Annotated in this window: 13 protein-coding genes; 10 read left to right on the forward strand and 3 right to left on the reverse strand. The window is 34.7% G+C overall.

All coding sequences use genetic code 11. The features are described from left to right. Positions 1–60 precede the first annotated feature (60 nt). The 3 genes from VS182_RS05590 to VS182_RS05600 are packed head-to-tail and all read right to left on the reverse strand — an operon-like array spanning position 61 to position 2,725. A complete protein-coding gene (locus tag VS182_RS05590; protein WP_479484275.1) occupies positions 61–1,641 on the reverse strand; it encodes a cytochrome c biogenesis ResB family protein in 1,581 nt (526 codons plus the stop codon). Then, positions 1,638–2,543, reverse strand: a complete 906-nt coding sequence (locus VS182_RS05595) for a pseudouridine synthase (RefSeq protein WP_479492433.1) — start codon at positions 2,541–2,543, stop codon at positions 1,638–1,640. Before VS182_RS05595 ends, VS182_RS05590 begins: the two co-directional genes overlap by 4 nt. A 35-nt stretch (positions 2,544–2,578) precedes the next feature. Continuing rightward, positions 2,579–2,725, reverse strand: a complete 147-nt coding sequence (locus VS182_RS05600; protein ID WP_479484273.1) for a hypothetical protein — start codon at positions 2,723–2,725, stop codon at positions 2,579–2,581. An 874-nt stretch (positions 2,726–3,599) separates the two neighbouring features. On the opposite strand from VS182_RS05600, the gene VS182_RS05605 reads away from it, so the two are divergent. The 10 genes from VS182_RS05605 (at position 3,600) to VS182_RS05650 (ending at position 16,342) form a co-directional block, all read left to right on the forward strand. Continuing rightward, positions 3,600–4,820 carry a cysteine desulfurase family protein gene (locus VS182_RS05605; protein ID WP_479492434.1) on the forward strand — a complete coding sequence of 407 codons (1,221 nt, stop codon included), beginning with the start codon at positions 3,600–3,602 and terminating at the stop codon, positions 4,818–4,820. Continuing rightward, the gene (gene recD2 / locus VS182_RS05610; RefSeq protein WP_479492435.1) at positions 4,810–7,038 is read left to right on the forward strand and encodes an SF1B family DNA helicase RecD2; all 2,229 of its coding nucleotides are present in this window, start codon (positions 4,810–4,812) and stop codon (positions 7,036–7,038) included. The genes VS182_RS05605 and recD2 overlap by 11 nt, the downstream gene beginning before the upstream one ends. Positions 7,039–7,282: 244 nt before the next feature. After that, on the forward strand, positions 7,283–7,480 hold the full coding sequence (locus tag VS182_RS05615) for a hypothetical protein (RefSeq protein WP_479484270.1): 198 nt from the start codon (positions 7,283–7,285) through the stop codon (positions 7,478–7,480). A gap of 107 nt (positions 7,481–7,587) precedes the next feature. Next, on the forward strand, positions 7,588–7,782 hold the full coding sequence (locus VS182_RS05620; protein ID WP_479492436.1) for a hypothetical protein: 195 nt from the start codon (positions 7,588–7,590) through the stop codon (positions 7,780–7,782). Between the two features lie 347 nt (positions 7,783–8,129). After that, complete coding sequence (locus tag VS182_RS05625) at positions 8,130–9,062, forward strand: AI-2E family transporter (protein WP_479492437.1); 933 nt, start codon at positions 8,130–8,132, stop codon at positions 9,060–9,062. 448 nt (positions 9,063–9,510) lie between these two features. Next, entirely contained in the window at positions 9,511–12,402 is a 2,892-nt protein-coding gene (alaS, locus tag VS182_RS05630) for an alanine--tRNA ligase (RefSeq protein WP_479484267.1), read from the forward strand. A gap of 81 nt (positions 12,403–12,483) precedes the next feature. Continuing rightward, positions 12,484–12,900 carry a Holliday junction resolvase RuvX gene (gene ruvX, locus VS182_RS05635; RefSeq protein WP_479492438.1) on the forward strand — a complete coding sequence of 139 codons (417 nt, stop codon included), beginning with the start codon at positions 12,484–12,486 and terminating at the stop codon, positions 12,898–12,900. 238 nt (positions 12,901–13,138) lie between these two features. After that, positions 13,139–13,450, forward strand: coding sequence for a DUF1292 domain-containing protein (locus VS182_RS05640; RefSeq protein ID WP_479484266.1), 312 nt, complete (start codon positions 13,139–13,141; stop codon positions 13,448–13,450). A gap of 33 nt (positions 13,451–13,483) precedes the next feature. Then, entirely contained in the window at positions 13,484–14,569 is a 1,086-nt protein-coding gene (gene mltG / locus VS182_RS05645) for an endolytic transglycosylase MltG (RefSeq protein ID WP_479484265.1), read from the forward strand. 51 nt (positions 14,570–14,620) lie between these two features. Continuing rightward, the gene (locus VS182_RS05650) at positions 14,621–16,342 is read left to right on the forward strand and encodes a hypothetical protein (protein WP_479492439.1); all 1,722 of its coding nucleotides are present in this window, start codon (positions 14,621–14,623) and stop codon (positions 16,340–16,342) included. Position 16,343: the final 1 nt, after the last annotated feature.

Raw genomic sequence — 16,343 nt, forward strand, 5'->3', positions numbered from 1 at the left:
CTTTATCTTTTCTCTTTATTTTTTCGCTTTATGTTTTTTTTATTTTTTCTCTTTATCTTTCTATAAAATATAATTATCTTTAAAAGGTTCATCTTTTAATGGTAACTTAGCTAAATCTCTTTGGAGTCCTTGGGGGTATTTATTCGTATGAGCGCCTAAGTATAATGTGGTAATGTTGTCTTCTGTTTCTAACATTACCCAAATACGTCTATGTTGCCGATAAAAACCTATAAAAAGTCCAATAATGAAGATTAACCCACCTATGAATATAAAAGGCAATGCTCTGTCAATGCGGATTGTAAATAATGGAACTTTTTGATGTTTAATAGAACAATTGTCGTCTGTTTCAAAGAGATAATTTGTATTATTACCATCGATAGTTGTTATTTCCATGAAAGGACGATAACGTATTTTTTCGCCATCTGAGTGGTTTTTTGAGTCTATTTCTAAATCAATAACCGGTAATTTACCAAAAATATCGTCTAATATATCATTTTTGTCATCCATTCCTTCAGGATAATATTTTAACATACGCCATCTATGGTCTTGATTTAAAGGGGACCATTGATTTAGCTTTATATTATTTAAAGGGAAATCAATTTTTCCTAAAAAATGTTTTTTTTCTTTTGCAAAAACTAAAGCGCATAAATTGCTTATTTGCGTTCTTGTAGCTGTTTGAAAGATTTCTAAATCTTTATATGTAAAAGGAGTATTTACAACTGTTTTTCCATGGGCCAGTTCATTTGTTGGTTTAAGTGTTTCTTTATCAAGACCATAAAGGGTGACATCGCTTTTAAATTCCTGGACCGTTTTCTTATCAGCATAATATTTTTCCTGATATTCATTGGTTTTTAACATATAATCGGTGTTCGGGATAGCCACTATTTCCCCTGGCGGTGCTATAACAATTTGATCAACGTTCCATCCAGGTATATTACGCAAGGCAATGCTGATCAAAAAAACAATTAAACCGATATGGTTTATATATGGCCCAAAGCGACTTAAGCGTCCTTTTTCGGCTAGCAGTGCGTTATCTTTTTCGTAAATTTTATATTTTAATTTATCAAGATTTTTTTTAATTTCTAATAGGGCTGTTCGTTCATCTGTTAGCTGTATTTTACATGAAAATTTTTGCAATTGCAGAAATTGTTTATCTTTTTTAATCGTGGGTCGTGAAAGTGCTGCATAAAGAGGTATGATACGATCCAGACTACAGATTATAAGAGAGATACATATTAAGCATAGCAAACTGATGAACCACCAGGTAGTATACACATCAGTTAACCTAAGATTATAAAATACGGTTCCTATTAAGCCGTATTTTTCTTTATAATAAGCAGCTTTATCGATAGCTTGTACAAAAACTTCACGTTCGAGGATACTGCCTAAAATAGTTGCACCAGTTGTTAATAAAATCAGGACGATTGCTGTTTTTACACGGGAAAAAAAAGCCCATATTTTATTTACAATTGATAGGTTTTTTTGTTGAGAGTACCTATGCTGTCCTTCATAACGCATAGCACTCAAAAATTTTTTTTGCTCTACTAAATCATCAGTAAGCGGTTTGCCGCATTTTGCGCATAATAAACTATCGAGATGATTATCATTTCCGCAGCTACATTTTTTGAGCTTATTGTTCACGTCCTCTTCCGCCCCGCATGGAATGATTTTTGCTGTTTCTTGCTGTTATTCGCTGCTTGTGATTTAGGTTTTTTGTTATTTGTTTTATATGTTTGATTAGTTTTGTCAATATGATTAGTTTTGTTAGTTTTGTTAGTATGATTAGTTTGTTGTATTTGATTGGTTATTTTTTTAGTTGATGGTTTAGTTGTTTTTAGATTATCCAGATATTCCTGTTCTTTAGGTGTTAGATGTCGCCATTGACCAGGTTTCAGTTTTTGATCTTCAATTTCACCAATTTTAATACGTTTAAGTTGTACAACAGGATGACCGATTGCTTGGCACATGCGGCGTATTTGTCTTTTTCGTCCTTCGTAAATTGTTAGATGCATAAAAGTATGTCTATTTTTTACATCTTGAATTGCAACGCCTGCTTTTGCTGTCAATCCATCAGATAATTTTATACCCTGAGCTAGCTGATGTTTTTTTGGTTTTGTTAAGATGCCTCGTACAATTACATAATAAACCTTGGCGCAACAATATCTAGGATGTGTTATAAAGTTGGCCAAGGTACCATCGTTTGTCAATAACAAAAGACCTTCTGTTTGATAGTCAAGTCTTCCTACGGGGTATAGGCGTTCTTTTATTTCCTGATATAGGTCATTTACTGTTTTGCGTCCCCAAGGATCATTCATGGATGTTATGACGCTAAGCGGTTTATAAAATAAAATTGTTTTTACAGTTTCGGGTTTAGCTGATTTATTATCAACCGTTACTTTGTCGCTTTCTGTATTAAGACAAACGCCCAATTGAGTAACTGATTGGTCGTTTATTTTTACTTTGCCAGAGGTAATTAATGTTTCACAATATCGTCTTGATCCATATCCGCAGCGATTCAAGAATTTTTGTAGGCGTTCTTTCATGATTTTAGTTATCTAGATCCTCTTTTCTTTATTAATTATTTTTTTAGCATTTTTAATATACTATTTATCATCTTAACTTTTGGAGACATTGGTTGATTAGTATTTACTTTGGTACTTCTTTTAAGTGCTTCTTGGATAGTATACTTTAGAATTTTTTTAAATATTTTTTTCTTGATAGACAAAAGGACAACCTCCTCGTAATTTTGCGATAATTAATTATATCATGCGGGCATTTTTTTTTCATTAGTAGATAAGTTAGTTTATTTAATTATATAGTAGACAAATAAACTTATATGCTATAAAATATAATCTGATGATTTTAATTTCGAGATAAACTTTTTAAAATTATTTTTTGCTTTTAAAACTGCTATTTTCATGGTTATTTTTATGCAGTTTTTTCATCGCAAATGAGTTAAAAATTTATTTATGTTAATGAAGATCGATGTTATTATTAGATTATACGAAGGAACTTCATTTATTTAAACGACTATTTAGAATGCTTATCTTTAGGTTATCTTTTTACTATTTTATAACTGTCTTTTTTAATTAGTTTATTTGTGTTTTTTAGTTTTGATTTATCTTTAATTTATCTTTAATTTAATTTTTGATTAAGTTAATTTGTTATTAATTTGATGTTTTATAGAATTCTTTTTTATATTTAATGCAACTGATCAACTTTATTAAGTTAATTTGTTATTAATTTGATGTTTTATAGAATTCTTTTTTATATTTAATTCAACTGATCAACTTTATTAAGTTAATTTGTTATTAATTTGATGTTTTATATAGAATTCTTTTTTATATTTAATGCAACTGATCAACTGTTTAGTTTTTATATTTTTTTCAAGGGTTTTTAACTATCAAAACTCGTTTTGTTTTAGTGTGGCTATTTTAGTGCAAAATTTTCATTGCGTTTTGTTACTAGAGACCGATAGAATTGTTCTGAGGGTATTTTTGTGAAATTTACTTTTTGTTTTTGTTTGATCACAATTTTACATATTATATTTTTTTAATATATTTTTTGCTTTTAACTGCTAGGAGGTTATAAATGGATTGATGCATAATTTTAAGATAGGTGATAAACGATCTATGATTCCTAGCCAGAGGCATATTTATCTTGATCATGCTGCTGGGACAAATTTAGCTCCTGGTGTTTTGGAAAGCATGTTACCATATTTTGGTGATATCGTTGGCAATCCATCTAGTACTCATTTATTTGGGCGTAGATTGAAGGGTTTGTTGGAGGAAGCGCGTTTTCGGGTGGCGCAATTGTTTGGTGTTTCACCTCGGGGGATTACTTTTGTTAGTAGTGGTACAGAGGCGAATGCTTTGGCTCTGCATAGTTTAGTTTATGAATCGTATCAAAGAGGTAAGTTTGAGCTTTTAATTACAGAAGGTGAGCATTCATCTCTTTTGAAGCAAGTTATGACTTTTGTTAAGAAGAAGTCTCAAGTTTTGTCTGATTATCCTGAATTTGTTGTTAAGCGGATTCCTTTAAATCCTTCTGGGCGGTTATCTTTAGCTGATTTGAAGCTTTTTATTACGAAAGATACGGGTTTAGTTGTATTGCAGTATGTTAATAACGAAACTGGTGTTTATCATCCTGTGGATGAAATAGCTTTGTATTTGGCTTCGCAAGATATTTTGTTTCATGTTGATGCGGTACAAGCTGTTGGTCTTTTGCCGCTAGATTTTTCTGCGACGTCGTTATCTTTAGCGGGTATGAAGATTGGAGGTCCTGCTGGGACAGGTTTGTTAGTTATGAGGGATGATGTTCCTGTATGTCCTTTGTTTTTTGGTGGTCATCAAGAGCATGGTAAACGAGCAGGTACTGAGAATTTAGCTGGTATTTTAGGTTTTTCTACCGCGCTTTTTTATGCGTTTGACCGACGCCCCGTTCATTATGATCATTTGATGCAGGTTCGTGAAGTTTTTTTGCATGCGCTATATGAAGGTGAATTAGCTATGGTGCTTAATGGTGATCTGTTATATGCTTTACCACATATTGTTAATATCAGTTTTTTAGGTATTAAAGCGCCTGCTTTGCGCATGTGTCTTGATTTAGAAGGTATTGCTTGTTCTTTTGGTGCTGCTTGTGTTACTGGCACATGGAAACCTTCGCATGTTTTACAAGCGATGCAATTGCCTGAGGAACGCTTAGTATCAGCGCTTCGTTTTAGTTTTGGTATGTCAACGACACTTGATGAGGTGAAGCTAGCTGCGCAGAAGATCGTTTATATTTGTCAGTCTTGGCGTGGTTTAACTAATGACCGTTAAGCAGCGTTCTTTTGTACGTGGGATGTTGAGCAATTTATTATATTATGATGAAAGTAATCATTATGCTGTTTTTCAATTAGCAGTTGAAGAGGCTTCGGAAGAAATTACACAAGAGATGATTGTGGTCATCGGTAAAGTCGTTCAACCGAAATGTCAGCATATTTATGTATGTTATGGTACGCTAACAAGACATGCTTCATATGGTTGGCGTTATCAAGCTGAGCAAATTTTGTTGACTTTTCCACGGAAATATGAAGCAATTGTCAATTATTTAGCTAGTTCGCTTTTTCAAGGTATCGGTAAAAAAACGGCGACGAAAATTGTTAATGCTTTGGGCGAGGATGCTCTTGCGCTTATCGTTAAAGAACCCGAGTTGTTAGCGGGGATTTTAAGTAAAACCAAGATTACTTCTTTAATCGATGCTTTGCATCTTGAGCAACTTGCTCAGGAGACGTTTTTATTTCTTTATTCTTTAAACTTAAGTGATAGTTTTGTTACGCGTATTTTTGCTAAATATGGCGAAAAGACAAAGTCTTTATTGCAGGATAATCCTTATTGTTTATTGGAAGAGATAGATGGTTTAGGTTTTAAACGTATTGATATGTTGGCTCATAAATGCGGGATATCTAAAGATGCACCGATGCGTTTTCAAGCGGCGGTGATTTGGGTTTTAAAACGTGCGTCGCAGGAACAAGGTCATCTTTTTTTACCTGAACATGTACTTTTAGCGCAGGTATCGGAAGTTTTAGATGATATAGATGAAAGATATTTTACTGAAGCAGGGCGTTTTCGTATTTTAGCTGACCTATGGTCGAAACGTTCATTGATTGTTTTAGGTAAGAAGTATTATTTACCCGCTTTGCATCATGCGAGTGAACTTTTGGCGATGCGGATTAAAGCTCTTTTGCAACAGACGCCTTGTTTGCTTGATGTCGATGCTGCTTTTTGGACATCGATGTTTCAACGAATGGAACAAGAAGATGAGATCGTTTATGCAGAGGAACAAAAAGCTGCGTTGCAGATGGCTTGTACGGAAGCTATGTCTTTAATTTTGGGTGGGCCAGGTACAGGAAAGACGTTTGTTTTGAAGTCATTGTGTAAGTTGTTGACTGATATTATTCCTACATTATTACAAAAAAAAGCAGCGCGCATTTTATTGGCAGCGCCTACAGGTCGGGCAGCTAAGCGTATGTCTGAAGCGACACGTTTGCCAGCGATGACTGTCCATCGTTTGTTAGGCTGGTTTGGGGAACAAAAATTTACCCATGGACCAAAAAACCCCCTTGAAGGCGATATATTGATTGTCGATGAGGTTTCGATGTTAGATGTTAATTTAGCATATAGGCTTTTCCAGAGTATTCCCAAGCATATGAGATTGTTGTTCGTTGGGGATCCGCATCAATTACCATCTGTAGGGCCAGGTCATTTTTTGCAACAGCTTATAAGTATTGATCAAATTAAACGTGTTGTTTTACAGCAAATTTTTCGTCAAAAGCAAGGATCATCTATTATACGTTTAGCTTCGGCGATTAAAGAAGGTGAACTGGGTCTTGAATGGAAAGACCGCCAAGATGATTATTATTTTCTACCTTGTCGAAATGAGCAAATTGTACCTTTAGTCGTGCGTTTAGTATCTAGGGCTATGCGTAAGGGGTACAGTTTGAGTGATGTACAAGTTTTAGTCCCTATGTACAAAGGGCTTCAGGGTATTGATGTTTTTAATCAGCAATTACAAGCTGCTTTAAATTCTCCTAGTAGTCATAAGCCGGAGGTTATGCTCCGTGATGGTATGTTTTTTCGCCAAGGAGATAAGGTTTTACAGATCGTTAATCACCCAGAAAAAGCTGTTTACAATGGTGAAATTGGCTTTATTAGCGCTCTTGATCCGCATGCTGAGCAAGATGAGCCGATACTTTGGGTTAAGTATGATGATGCCGAAATTCCTTATGTTAAAGATGAACTAGGTCAGATGACACTGGCGTATGCTTGTTCCATTCATAAAGCACAAGGATCTGAGTTCCCAGTTGTTGTTATGCCTGTTCTGCATTCATATGGGCGTATGTTACAGCGAAATCTTTTATATACAGGTGTGACGCGGAGTCAAACGACTCTTATTTTATGTGGTGAATGGTCGGCGTTTGCTTTAGGTGTCAAAAAACAATCGGAAGAAAATCGTTATGATTGTTTATCTCGCCGTTTAATTGCTGCTATGAGGTAATATTTTCCTGTATGTGCGCTCTATCATCTTCCCCATACTAACAGCATAAGGGGGTGAAGTTAACGATCGCGCATCTCAGGGAATTTCGGTTGCAGGGTTAAATATGGGGCGGTTGATATATGACCGAGCCATCCAAAATGCTTTTCGCAACTTGTGTTTTAGAGATATAGGTGATCTATCCGATTATTCTCTTCTTGCTTGTTGAACCCAATTTAAAGATGCGCGATGAAGGAAGGGAAGAATAGTGTTGCGTTGTCCTAATTGCAATTCACATGATCTTGGTAAAGTTGGTACTAATCAATTGTATTGTTGGCATTGTTTTATCGAAATGACAACGGAAGATAATCGTATTTTATCTGTTTACCAAATAGAAGAAGATGGTAGTCTTAGTGTTTTAAACGATCTTTTTCCAAACAATGCTAACCATATTTCCCGAGTTTGATTTTTGTATTACAATTTCAAAACATTTTATTTTTCCATATGTTTTTTAATGCTTTAATAAGCATAATAAGCAGATTGTAAATAAAAAGTGTTAGGAGATATATTATTATGTCAAAGAATTGTTGGCAAAGATTATTATTTACTGCATTAGGTGGTTTGTTAGTTATCTTAGTTAGTAGAAAACAAAAAAAACGCACCTGTTTTCTTTATAAAAATTGCAATTTTTGGCGTTATCTTTCTTATAGTATGTACAAGATATTTTGGTTTAAAAAAAGACTTATGCGACGTTTGTTATCAACTTAAATTACGATTAATGGTTTACCATGGATAAGTAAACAGACTTGTCCATGGTTTGTTAATTTTGGCCATTTTCCGGATTATAAAAAATACTATTATTTTTATTGTATATGTTTCGTGTTGTATCATATATATTTGTCATTTTTCGGACTAGTTGGTTTGGATTGTAGATAAAGATGGTTTTCATAAAGGGGATTATTGTGAATTTAACTCATTCAAAATTATTCCGCTTTTTTTTGATCATGAGCTTATTTTTTTTTATCATTTTCTTTTGGCCTTATCTTGTTGATCACTTGCACAATCTTTGGCTTTTTATTAAAGCTGTTTTTTCTCCCTTTGTTTTCGCAGCCATCTTGGCATATGTTTTGCATCCTATGGTGGGATTAATAAGTCGTTTTGGTCTGTCATCAGCTTGGTCAATAACAATCGTTTATGCTTTCTTTATCTGTTTTGGTGTCATCGTGGTCACTTTAGCTTTGCCAACTTTGGAAGAGCAACTTGAACAATTAGTTAAGCAATTTCCTTCGTGGATCATACGTTTTCAAGCATCTTTACATCTCTATCATCAACAAGGCGAACAAAACTTACCTAGCTTTATTTGGGAAGGCATTGAACATTCTCTTGATCGTGTAGAGGAAAGTTTAAGTAAATGGATCGAAAGGTTGATTATGGATATAACAGGGTTACTAGACCGCTTGTTAACAATCCTTCTTGTACCATTTCTTTCCTTTTATATGCTTAAAGACGCTGCGCTTTTTGAACGTTACATTTTTCGTTTATTTAACAATGTACACAGACAGAAAGTTTTAAATCTACTTAGTGAAATCGATCACATTTTAGGCCATTATATAAGGGGTCAACTTTTTATCTGTTTCCTCGTTTTTATCGCTACCTACATCGGCTATATCTTCATCGGCTTACCATACGCCTTATTATTAGCCAGCATCGTAGGGATTGCGAACATCATTCCCTATATTGGACCTCTAATTGGAGCTTTCCCCGCACTGGTTGTTTCTTTCTTATTTCTACCAGAATTACTTATAGGTGTTATCATTGTTAACTTAATTGTACAAATAATCGAAGGTAACATTATTTCACCAAATGTTATTGGACGTACATTAGACCTTCACCCATTATCTGTCATCTTATCCTTACTCATTGGAGGTGAACTAGGTGGCATTACTGGCTTGCTTTTTGCGGTACCTATAATGGCTATGAGCAAAGTCATCTTTTGTCATTTTTCCGAACATTATTTAAAAAAATGGTTTTCAGCATATTTAGCTTAAAAAAATAAAACAGGCATTATGTCATCTTGGTTCATGAGAAAGCTTATTATCCGTATTGTGAATATATTGCTTATGTTGATAAATTTTGCATCATGATGTTGCTTTAGCTTATAATAGACACCTGTTTATTGTGCTAGGCGGAAACAAATGATAATGTATATGTGGTGTGCAATCACTTGGATTGTTAATATAATATATAAGGGATTTTTACCTAGTTTTGGTGGGTAATTTTGCATTGTACTTTTTATTTTTGTACGGTTACCTGCTTAAAGTTTTTGTTAAAATATTTTCGTTTCTTTAAAATGATGTTTTGTTTTAACTTTGATTTTGTTTTGTTTTGATTTTTCGATCTCTTTTTTATTTTTTTTAATTAATGCATAATAAATCATTATTTTCATTTATGATCATTGTGAACGCAGATTTTAAATTTACCAAAGGAGGATTGCTTTTGCAAACCGATCTCATTTTTAATTTGTTTATCGATTTTTTTAGTAAACGTGGTCATAAATCTTTAGCTAGTGCACCATTAGTCCCTCTTGATGATAAAAGTTTGTTGTGGATAAATAGTGGTATCGCTGCTTTGAAACGTTATTTTGATGGTCGAGAGGTGCCTCCTTGTAAACGATTAGTTGGTGTGCAAAAATCTTTGCGTACAAATGATATTGAGCATGTAGGTTTTACGGAACGTCATCATACTTTTTTTGAAATGTTAGGTAATTTTTCGATTGGTGATTATTTTAAAGAAGATGCGATTAATTTTGCTTTTGAATTACTTACATCGTCTGAAGGTTTTTCTTTACCGGTCGAACGTCTATATATCACGGCGCATCCTGAAGATGATGAAACATGTGATTTATGGTATAAATTAGGGATTCCTCGCCAGCGTATTGTGCAGTTGAAGGATAATTTTTGGGATCTCGGTGTCGGTCCAAGTGGTCCTAATACGGAAATTTTTTATGACCGCGGGGAAGTTTTTGGTTCAAGCAAGGCACCTGGTGGAGATGATGGTCGTTTTCTAGAGATATGGAATCTTGTTTTTTCTCAATACAACCATATGCCTGATGGGAGTTATGCTCCTTTACCAAGTAAAAATATCGATACTGGCATGGGTTTGGAACGGATGGCGCTAGTTTTACAAGATGCGGAAACTACATATGAAACAGATCGTTTTACACCTATTATTGATTTTTTAGCCGATATTTCCAAAACTAACTATGGTATGTCGACAAAAAATGATCGTTCCATGCGTGTAATTGCTGACCATATTCGTGCGTTAGTGGTTACAATTGCAGAAGGTGTTAATCCGTCAGCTGATGGTCGTGGTTATGTTTTGCGCCGTCTTTTGCGTCGTGCAATGAGGTTTGGTCATGTCATAGGCCTTAAAGACCTATTTTTACATCGCTTAGTACCTGTCGTTATCTCGACATTAAAAACCCCTTATCCGGAGCTTGTATTAAAAGAAGCTCAAATAGAAGCTGTTATTACGGGTGAAGAAAAGCGTTTTAATAGAACGTTAGGAGATGGATTGACTCGTTTACAACATATTGTGGATAACTTAGGTTCTCAAAAGGTTTTAGATGGTAAAGAGGCTTTTCGTTTATATGATACTTATGGGTTGCCGTTAGATGTTACAGCTGATGTATTACAAGAGCAAGGATTAGGTGTTGATAAAGATGGTTTTGTTCATGAGATGGAGGAGCAGCGGATACGAGCTCGTTCTGCTCAAGTAAAGACAAGTGGTATGAATATTCAGAGTTCACTGGCTAATACGAAATTACCAGAAAGTCGTTTTGTCGGTTACGGTGTTAACTTAAATCATACTGTACGGATTACATCTTTAGCTAAAGAAGACAAATTGTGTTCACGTCTTTCTGAAGGTGAAGAAGGTATCATTTGGTTAGAAGCAACGCCTTTTTATGCTGAATCTGGGGGTCAATTAGCTGATCATGGCATGATTGTCGGTGACAAAGGTAAGGCTGAAGTTTCTAATGTTCAGCATACGAAAGATCTTGGTTATCATCATTATGTGAAAATAACGCAGGGTTATTTAAGCAAAGAAGATATTGTGCAATCGATTGTTGATATGTCAAGGCGTCGTGATATTGCTCGTAATCATACAGCTATACATTTGTTGCATTATGCTGTACGTAAGTTACTTGGATCGCATGCTGTACAAGCTGGTTCATTAGTAACACCGACTAAATTGCGCTTAGATATTTCCCACCATAAGGCGCTTACGGAAGAAGAATTGTTGCAGATTGAGGTAGATGTGAACCAGAAAATTGATGCTGATATACCTGTGCAGATTTTTTCAACATCGTTGGCTGAAGCTAAACGTTCTGGAGCAATGGCGTTGTTTAGTGAAAATTATGGTGAAAAGGTTCGCGTAGTGCAAATTGGTCGCGATAACTTGGAACTGTGTGGAGGAACACATGTTGAGCGTACTTCAGCTTTAAGATCTTTCGTCCTATTGAGTGAAGGAAGTATTGGGTCTGGTATGCGTCGTTTTGAAGCTTTAACTGGTCGCTGTGCTCATGATTATTTAGACAATTCACGTCGAATGGTGCTTTCTTTAGCTAAAACAATGAAAGTTAAATCGGAAGAAGTATTAGTGCATATAGATGATTTAAAGAACAGATCAGCGTTGTTAGAACAGGAGAACAATGATTTAAAAATTCGTTCTTTGAAGCAAGAATTAGTACCTTCCATCCTTAAACAGGTACAACAAGCAGGTTCTTTATCGTTTGTTGTGTCTAAATTAGAAAATATTTCTCCGAAACAACTGTTGGTTATTTTAGATCAGCTGCGCACGCAAATCGATGGCGTCATTGTATTAGGTTCATCTTTTGAAGATCGAGCGCATTTTATTGTCCATGTTGCTAAAAAATGGATTGAGAATGGGCTGCATGCCAATCAAATTGTTAGTATCATGGCTGAATATTGTGGTGGTACAGGTGGTGGTCAGTCTCATTTAGCCCGTGCTGGTGGTAAAGATGTTGCTAATTTAAAAAATGCGCTTGGTTATGCGAAAAATTGGTTGAAAAAACATATGGAAGATAATGTTGATGATAAAACAATTTGGTTTCGCGCTAAAATAGAAGAAGATGTTAGTCCGAGAGAAGTATTGCAGCGTGTTTATAAAGCTTTGGAAGAGGATAAATGCTATAATAGGGTTTATCAGATTGTTGGATATCTGCTAACTGGTGAACCAGCTTATATTCCACGTCGCAATAAAGCGCGTTTTTGGATTAGTAAAGTTGATCGTGATAAACTTTTAGAAGAACTTCTTCGCTCTTATCCTGGTTTATTTGATTATCAAGGTGATGTAACAAACGATTAAATAAGGGAAGTGTAAAGGATACTGTTATCGCGTATAAAAGATCAACTAAAACATAAACAAGCACGTATTATTGGTTTAGATATGGGTGAGCAGCGGATTGGTGTTGCTATTAGTGATCCGCTGCGTCTAACAGCCCAGGGTTTGACCAACCTGAGTCGTGTTTCTTGGTGGTCAGAATTTGATAAGATCATTAAAAATTATGATAAAATAGAGCGCATTATTGTTGGTCTTCCCCTAACAACAAATGCACAGCAAATGGAACAACGATCGGCTACATTTCGTAAATTGGCACAACGTTTACAGGGTAGGTACAAGTGCCAAGTTCTTTTATGGGATGAACGTTATTCAACTAAAGCAGTGGAACGTGTGCTATTAGCTGGTGGTGTTAAACGTAAACAACGCCGTGAAATAGGTGATAAATTGGCTGCTTCTTGGATTTTGCAGGGTTATCTTGATTATCTCCAATATAAAGAAGTGGAAGCAGTAAAAAAGCATTAGGAAATGAATAAATAAATAAATCTTATTTCTTAGATTATATTTTTTATGCTATAAATTGTTTTTTAAAGCTATTTATTTTAATTTTGTCTTTTTTATCTATATCTTTTTTATTAATTATGAACTGTTTATTTAAAAAAACCGGGCTGTTTATGTAAAACAAATTATTAATCAGGATTTAAATTAATTTTTTTAACAAATTTTAACATCCTAGCGAGAGAATAGTGGAAGGAGTATTTTTTTGGACAATAAGAGTATTAATGAGAGCATCATTGGTGATTATGTTATGATTCCTAATCGTAAAGGCCAAGAAGAATGTTTTGAGGTTTTGTTTGCTTTTCTATGCGAAGATAATTTAAATCAATATATGATGGTGTCCCCTCTTGATAAGGAGGGTAAGGGACAGCAAGAAGGAGAGCAAGATGTTTATGCTTTTCGTTATCGTGAAGAAGAAGGACGTCTTGTCTTGTTTTGTGTCGAAAATGATCAGGAATGGGATATAATCGAAGAAATGTTTCAAATGTTTTTACAGAAGCATCAGCCTGCGTTTTAGATTTAACAATTTTGTTTTAAAGAGGTTTACATCATGACGACGAAAAAGTTATTTTCTTGGACATTCAGCTTAATACTGGGCTGGGGTTTGCTTTTAACTTCTTTCATCTACTATAGTTTAGGTCGAGAGCCGTTTACAAACACGGTTTATTTAGATGTTAAGCGTGGGACAACGATTAAACAAATTACTATGGAGTTAGAAAATAAAGGTGTTGTTCGAAGTGGGAAAATTTTTTATATTTTCTATCGTTTAAAACTTTTATTGAATAATACAAAAATTGATCAGGTTAGTATCCGTTTAGGATCATATGGAGTACCTCCAGAGGATAATGCTTGGGATACCATGACTAAGTTAGAAAAAGGCATGAGTTTTATAAATAAAATTTCGATTCCTGAAGGCTCGAATGTGATGGATATTGCTGATATTTTACAAAAATCAGGTTATGATAAGTTGGGATTTTTAAGAGCGCTTGAAAATCGTAAACCTAAGTATGAATTTGAATACAGTATACCGAAAAAAGATACGGTTAAGTTTCATTTAGAAGGATATTTAGTACCTGTTACATATAATTTTTCTCCTGATGCCACAGGGGAGCATATTGTAGATGATATGCTTTATCAATTTCAAACACGTTATTGGGAAGGTTTATCTTTAGCCAAAAATATGGACCGTCTTAAAGTGTTCAATGGCAATAATGCATTATCTGATTGGATAACCGCGGCATCCTTGGTGCAATCTGAGGGTAGGGTACGCGATGAGTTTCCTAAAATTGCTAGTGTGATTATTAATCGTTTGAATTCTTCTATGAAATATGAGTGTTTTTTACAGATTGATGCTTCTAATCTATACCCATTTCGATTGCGTGGAGATAAGCCAACAGGATTGAGTGATCGTGATAAGATGTCTGGTGACCCTTATAATACGTATAAGAATTGTGGTTTGCCCCCGGGGCCAATTTCTAGTCCTGGTATAGCTGCTGTAAAAGCATTTTTAGAACCTGACAACCATGATTATCGCTATTATGTCCGTCGTTGTAATGGTGGAGGTAGGCATAATTTTAGTCGTACGTATGCAGAACATAAAATATTTGTTGAACAATATAAAAGTTGTAAAGTTTAAGCCATGGTTTGTATTAATTGTTTTTTTTAACATATATTTAGTTGTTGATCATTGTTTCTTTGGGTCCGTAATATAGAAAAACAATTACGGAAGAGGGGTTTGCAGATGGTCTGTCTTCCAGAAGCTAACAGAGATTTTTGGGCGCGGGCAGATTTGTTTACACATGCTAGTAAACATGCTAATTTTTCATATCGTTTACTGCATCGTTTGTTAGCTTATATTGTGCGCGATGATCTTTTATCCAGAGAAAATATTTTTTATTGGCATAACTTAAGCAGCCATGTTGTTAGGAATAACAATTTGGATGTCTTTTCTCCTGAGATCAAATACCCGAATATTCATAAATTTACTCATTCAAGTAACTTATTATGGACTAGCTGGGTTCGAGGCCTAAGAATACAAAAAGCTGATCAACAAAGTGTCAGAATTATTCAACGTCCTCGAACAACTAAACATAAGAAGCGTAAACCGCGGATAAGCATGATAAAAACTAATGTTATCACACCGACAGAAATTGAAGCTATTGGTAAGATTAAGATGCCCGCGTGGCGTTCGCTTCTTTTAAAGTTGAATTTTGAACTTGAGGATAATATTATTCAGCCATTTACCCATGGTTTCGTTTATGTCTTAACAGATAGACGGATGTTGTTAACAGATAAAGGTAATGCATGGTGTCCTCCACAAAAATATTCATCCAAAAGATGGGGTCAAATTAGACGTAGTCGTAGCAATCGACGCCAAGTAGAACAAGAAGTTGTTAGCTATGCTAATGTTCGTCCAGGACGTACTGATGGCATTGCATTGTATCATGCGTGGTTGGTGTATGAAGATGGTATTTTTTATGGTGAAAATCAGGAAGCGATTAGTAAATTAGGTGATTGGGTCCGTAACGTTGTGATCAGAGGCTATCAATTATGGGGAGATCTTGGTGAGACTAATGCGAGGCGTGTTAAAGCTTTAAATGACACGATTGTGGTTTGTAATGATACTTTAGGTAATATATATCATCGGCGTGCTTTACATAATAATCAACGACGTTTTCTTGTTGAAATACCTCGTGATGATCCTTTGGTAGTAAGTACCATCACAGATGCTTATCATCAACGGCAGCGATGGTCGACAATTACTGATGATCAAGGTGGGCATTGGTTTTATCATGAATCTTCACCTTCAGATGAAGAGCCTCATATACGACCAATGATTTTTTTTAATTTAACCCCCAGCGAAAGATCAAAAAAAGATATTAAGACAACTCTAAGAGGTTTTACATTCATTTTAGCGACAAATGTTACAACATTAAATCCCATCGATAGTTTGAAAGCTTTTTTAACATGGCGTACAAAATCATCACAAACCATTAATTGGTATCCGAAAGTTTGTACGGGCGACTATTTTTTAAACACCGATTTACGCAAAGGTTTTTGTACGCTTATTTATATACATATCCTTCATAGACATTATCTTTGTAACTGGATTTCATATATGATAAAGAAAAAAAATAAAGAATTGTGTTTTTTAAATAAAACAACCATGCATCCTTCGTTAGAAGATATTAGCTATTTACTGGAAAATATAACTTTAAAAAATGACAAACACAAAATCATCTTAGAAGTCGCACAACAAAAATTAGCACCTGTTAGAACGCTATTACAAGCATTGGGTTTGGTTTTACCGATTGTACCTCTTATTGACAAAGTAAAAGTAGAAGAGGAAAAAATAGCACAAGAAAAAATAGCACAAGAAAAAATAGAACAAGAAAAAACAGAAAATTAGC

This window comes from Pasteuria ramosa, from assembly GCF_056496785.1.

What these genes read in the sequence shown, in the direction of transcription:
- recD2 (WP_479492435.1), top strand. Translation starts at nt 4,810, where the DNA reads ATGACCGTTAAGCAGCGTTCTTTTGTACGTGGGATGTTGAGCAATTTA.
- ruvX (WP_479492438.1), top strand. Translation starts at nt 12,484, where the DNA reads ATGGGTGAGCAGCGGATTGGTGTTGCTATTAGTGATCCGCTGCGTCTA.
- mltG (WP_479484265.1), top strand. Translation starts at nt 13,484, where the DNA reads ATGACGACGAAAAAGTTATTTTCTTGGACATTCAGCTTAATACTGGGC.
- VS182_RS05620 (WP_479492436.1), top strand. Translation starts at nt 7,588, where the DNA reads ATGTCAAAGAATTGTTGGCAAAGATTATTATTTACTGCATTAGGTGGT.
- VS182_RS05595 (WP_479492433.1), bottom strand. Translation starts at nt 2,543, where the DNA reads ATGAAAGAACGCCTACAAAAATTCTTGAATCGCTGCGGATATGGATCA.
- VS182_RS05605 (WP_479492434.1), top strand. Translation starts at nt 3,600, where the DNA reads ATGCATAATTTTAAGATAGGTGATAAACGATCTATGATTCCTAGCCAG.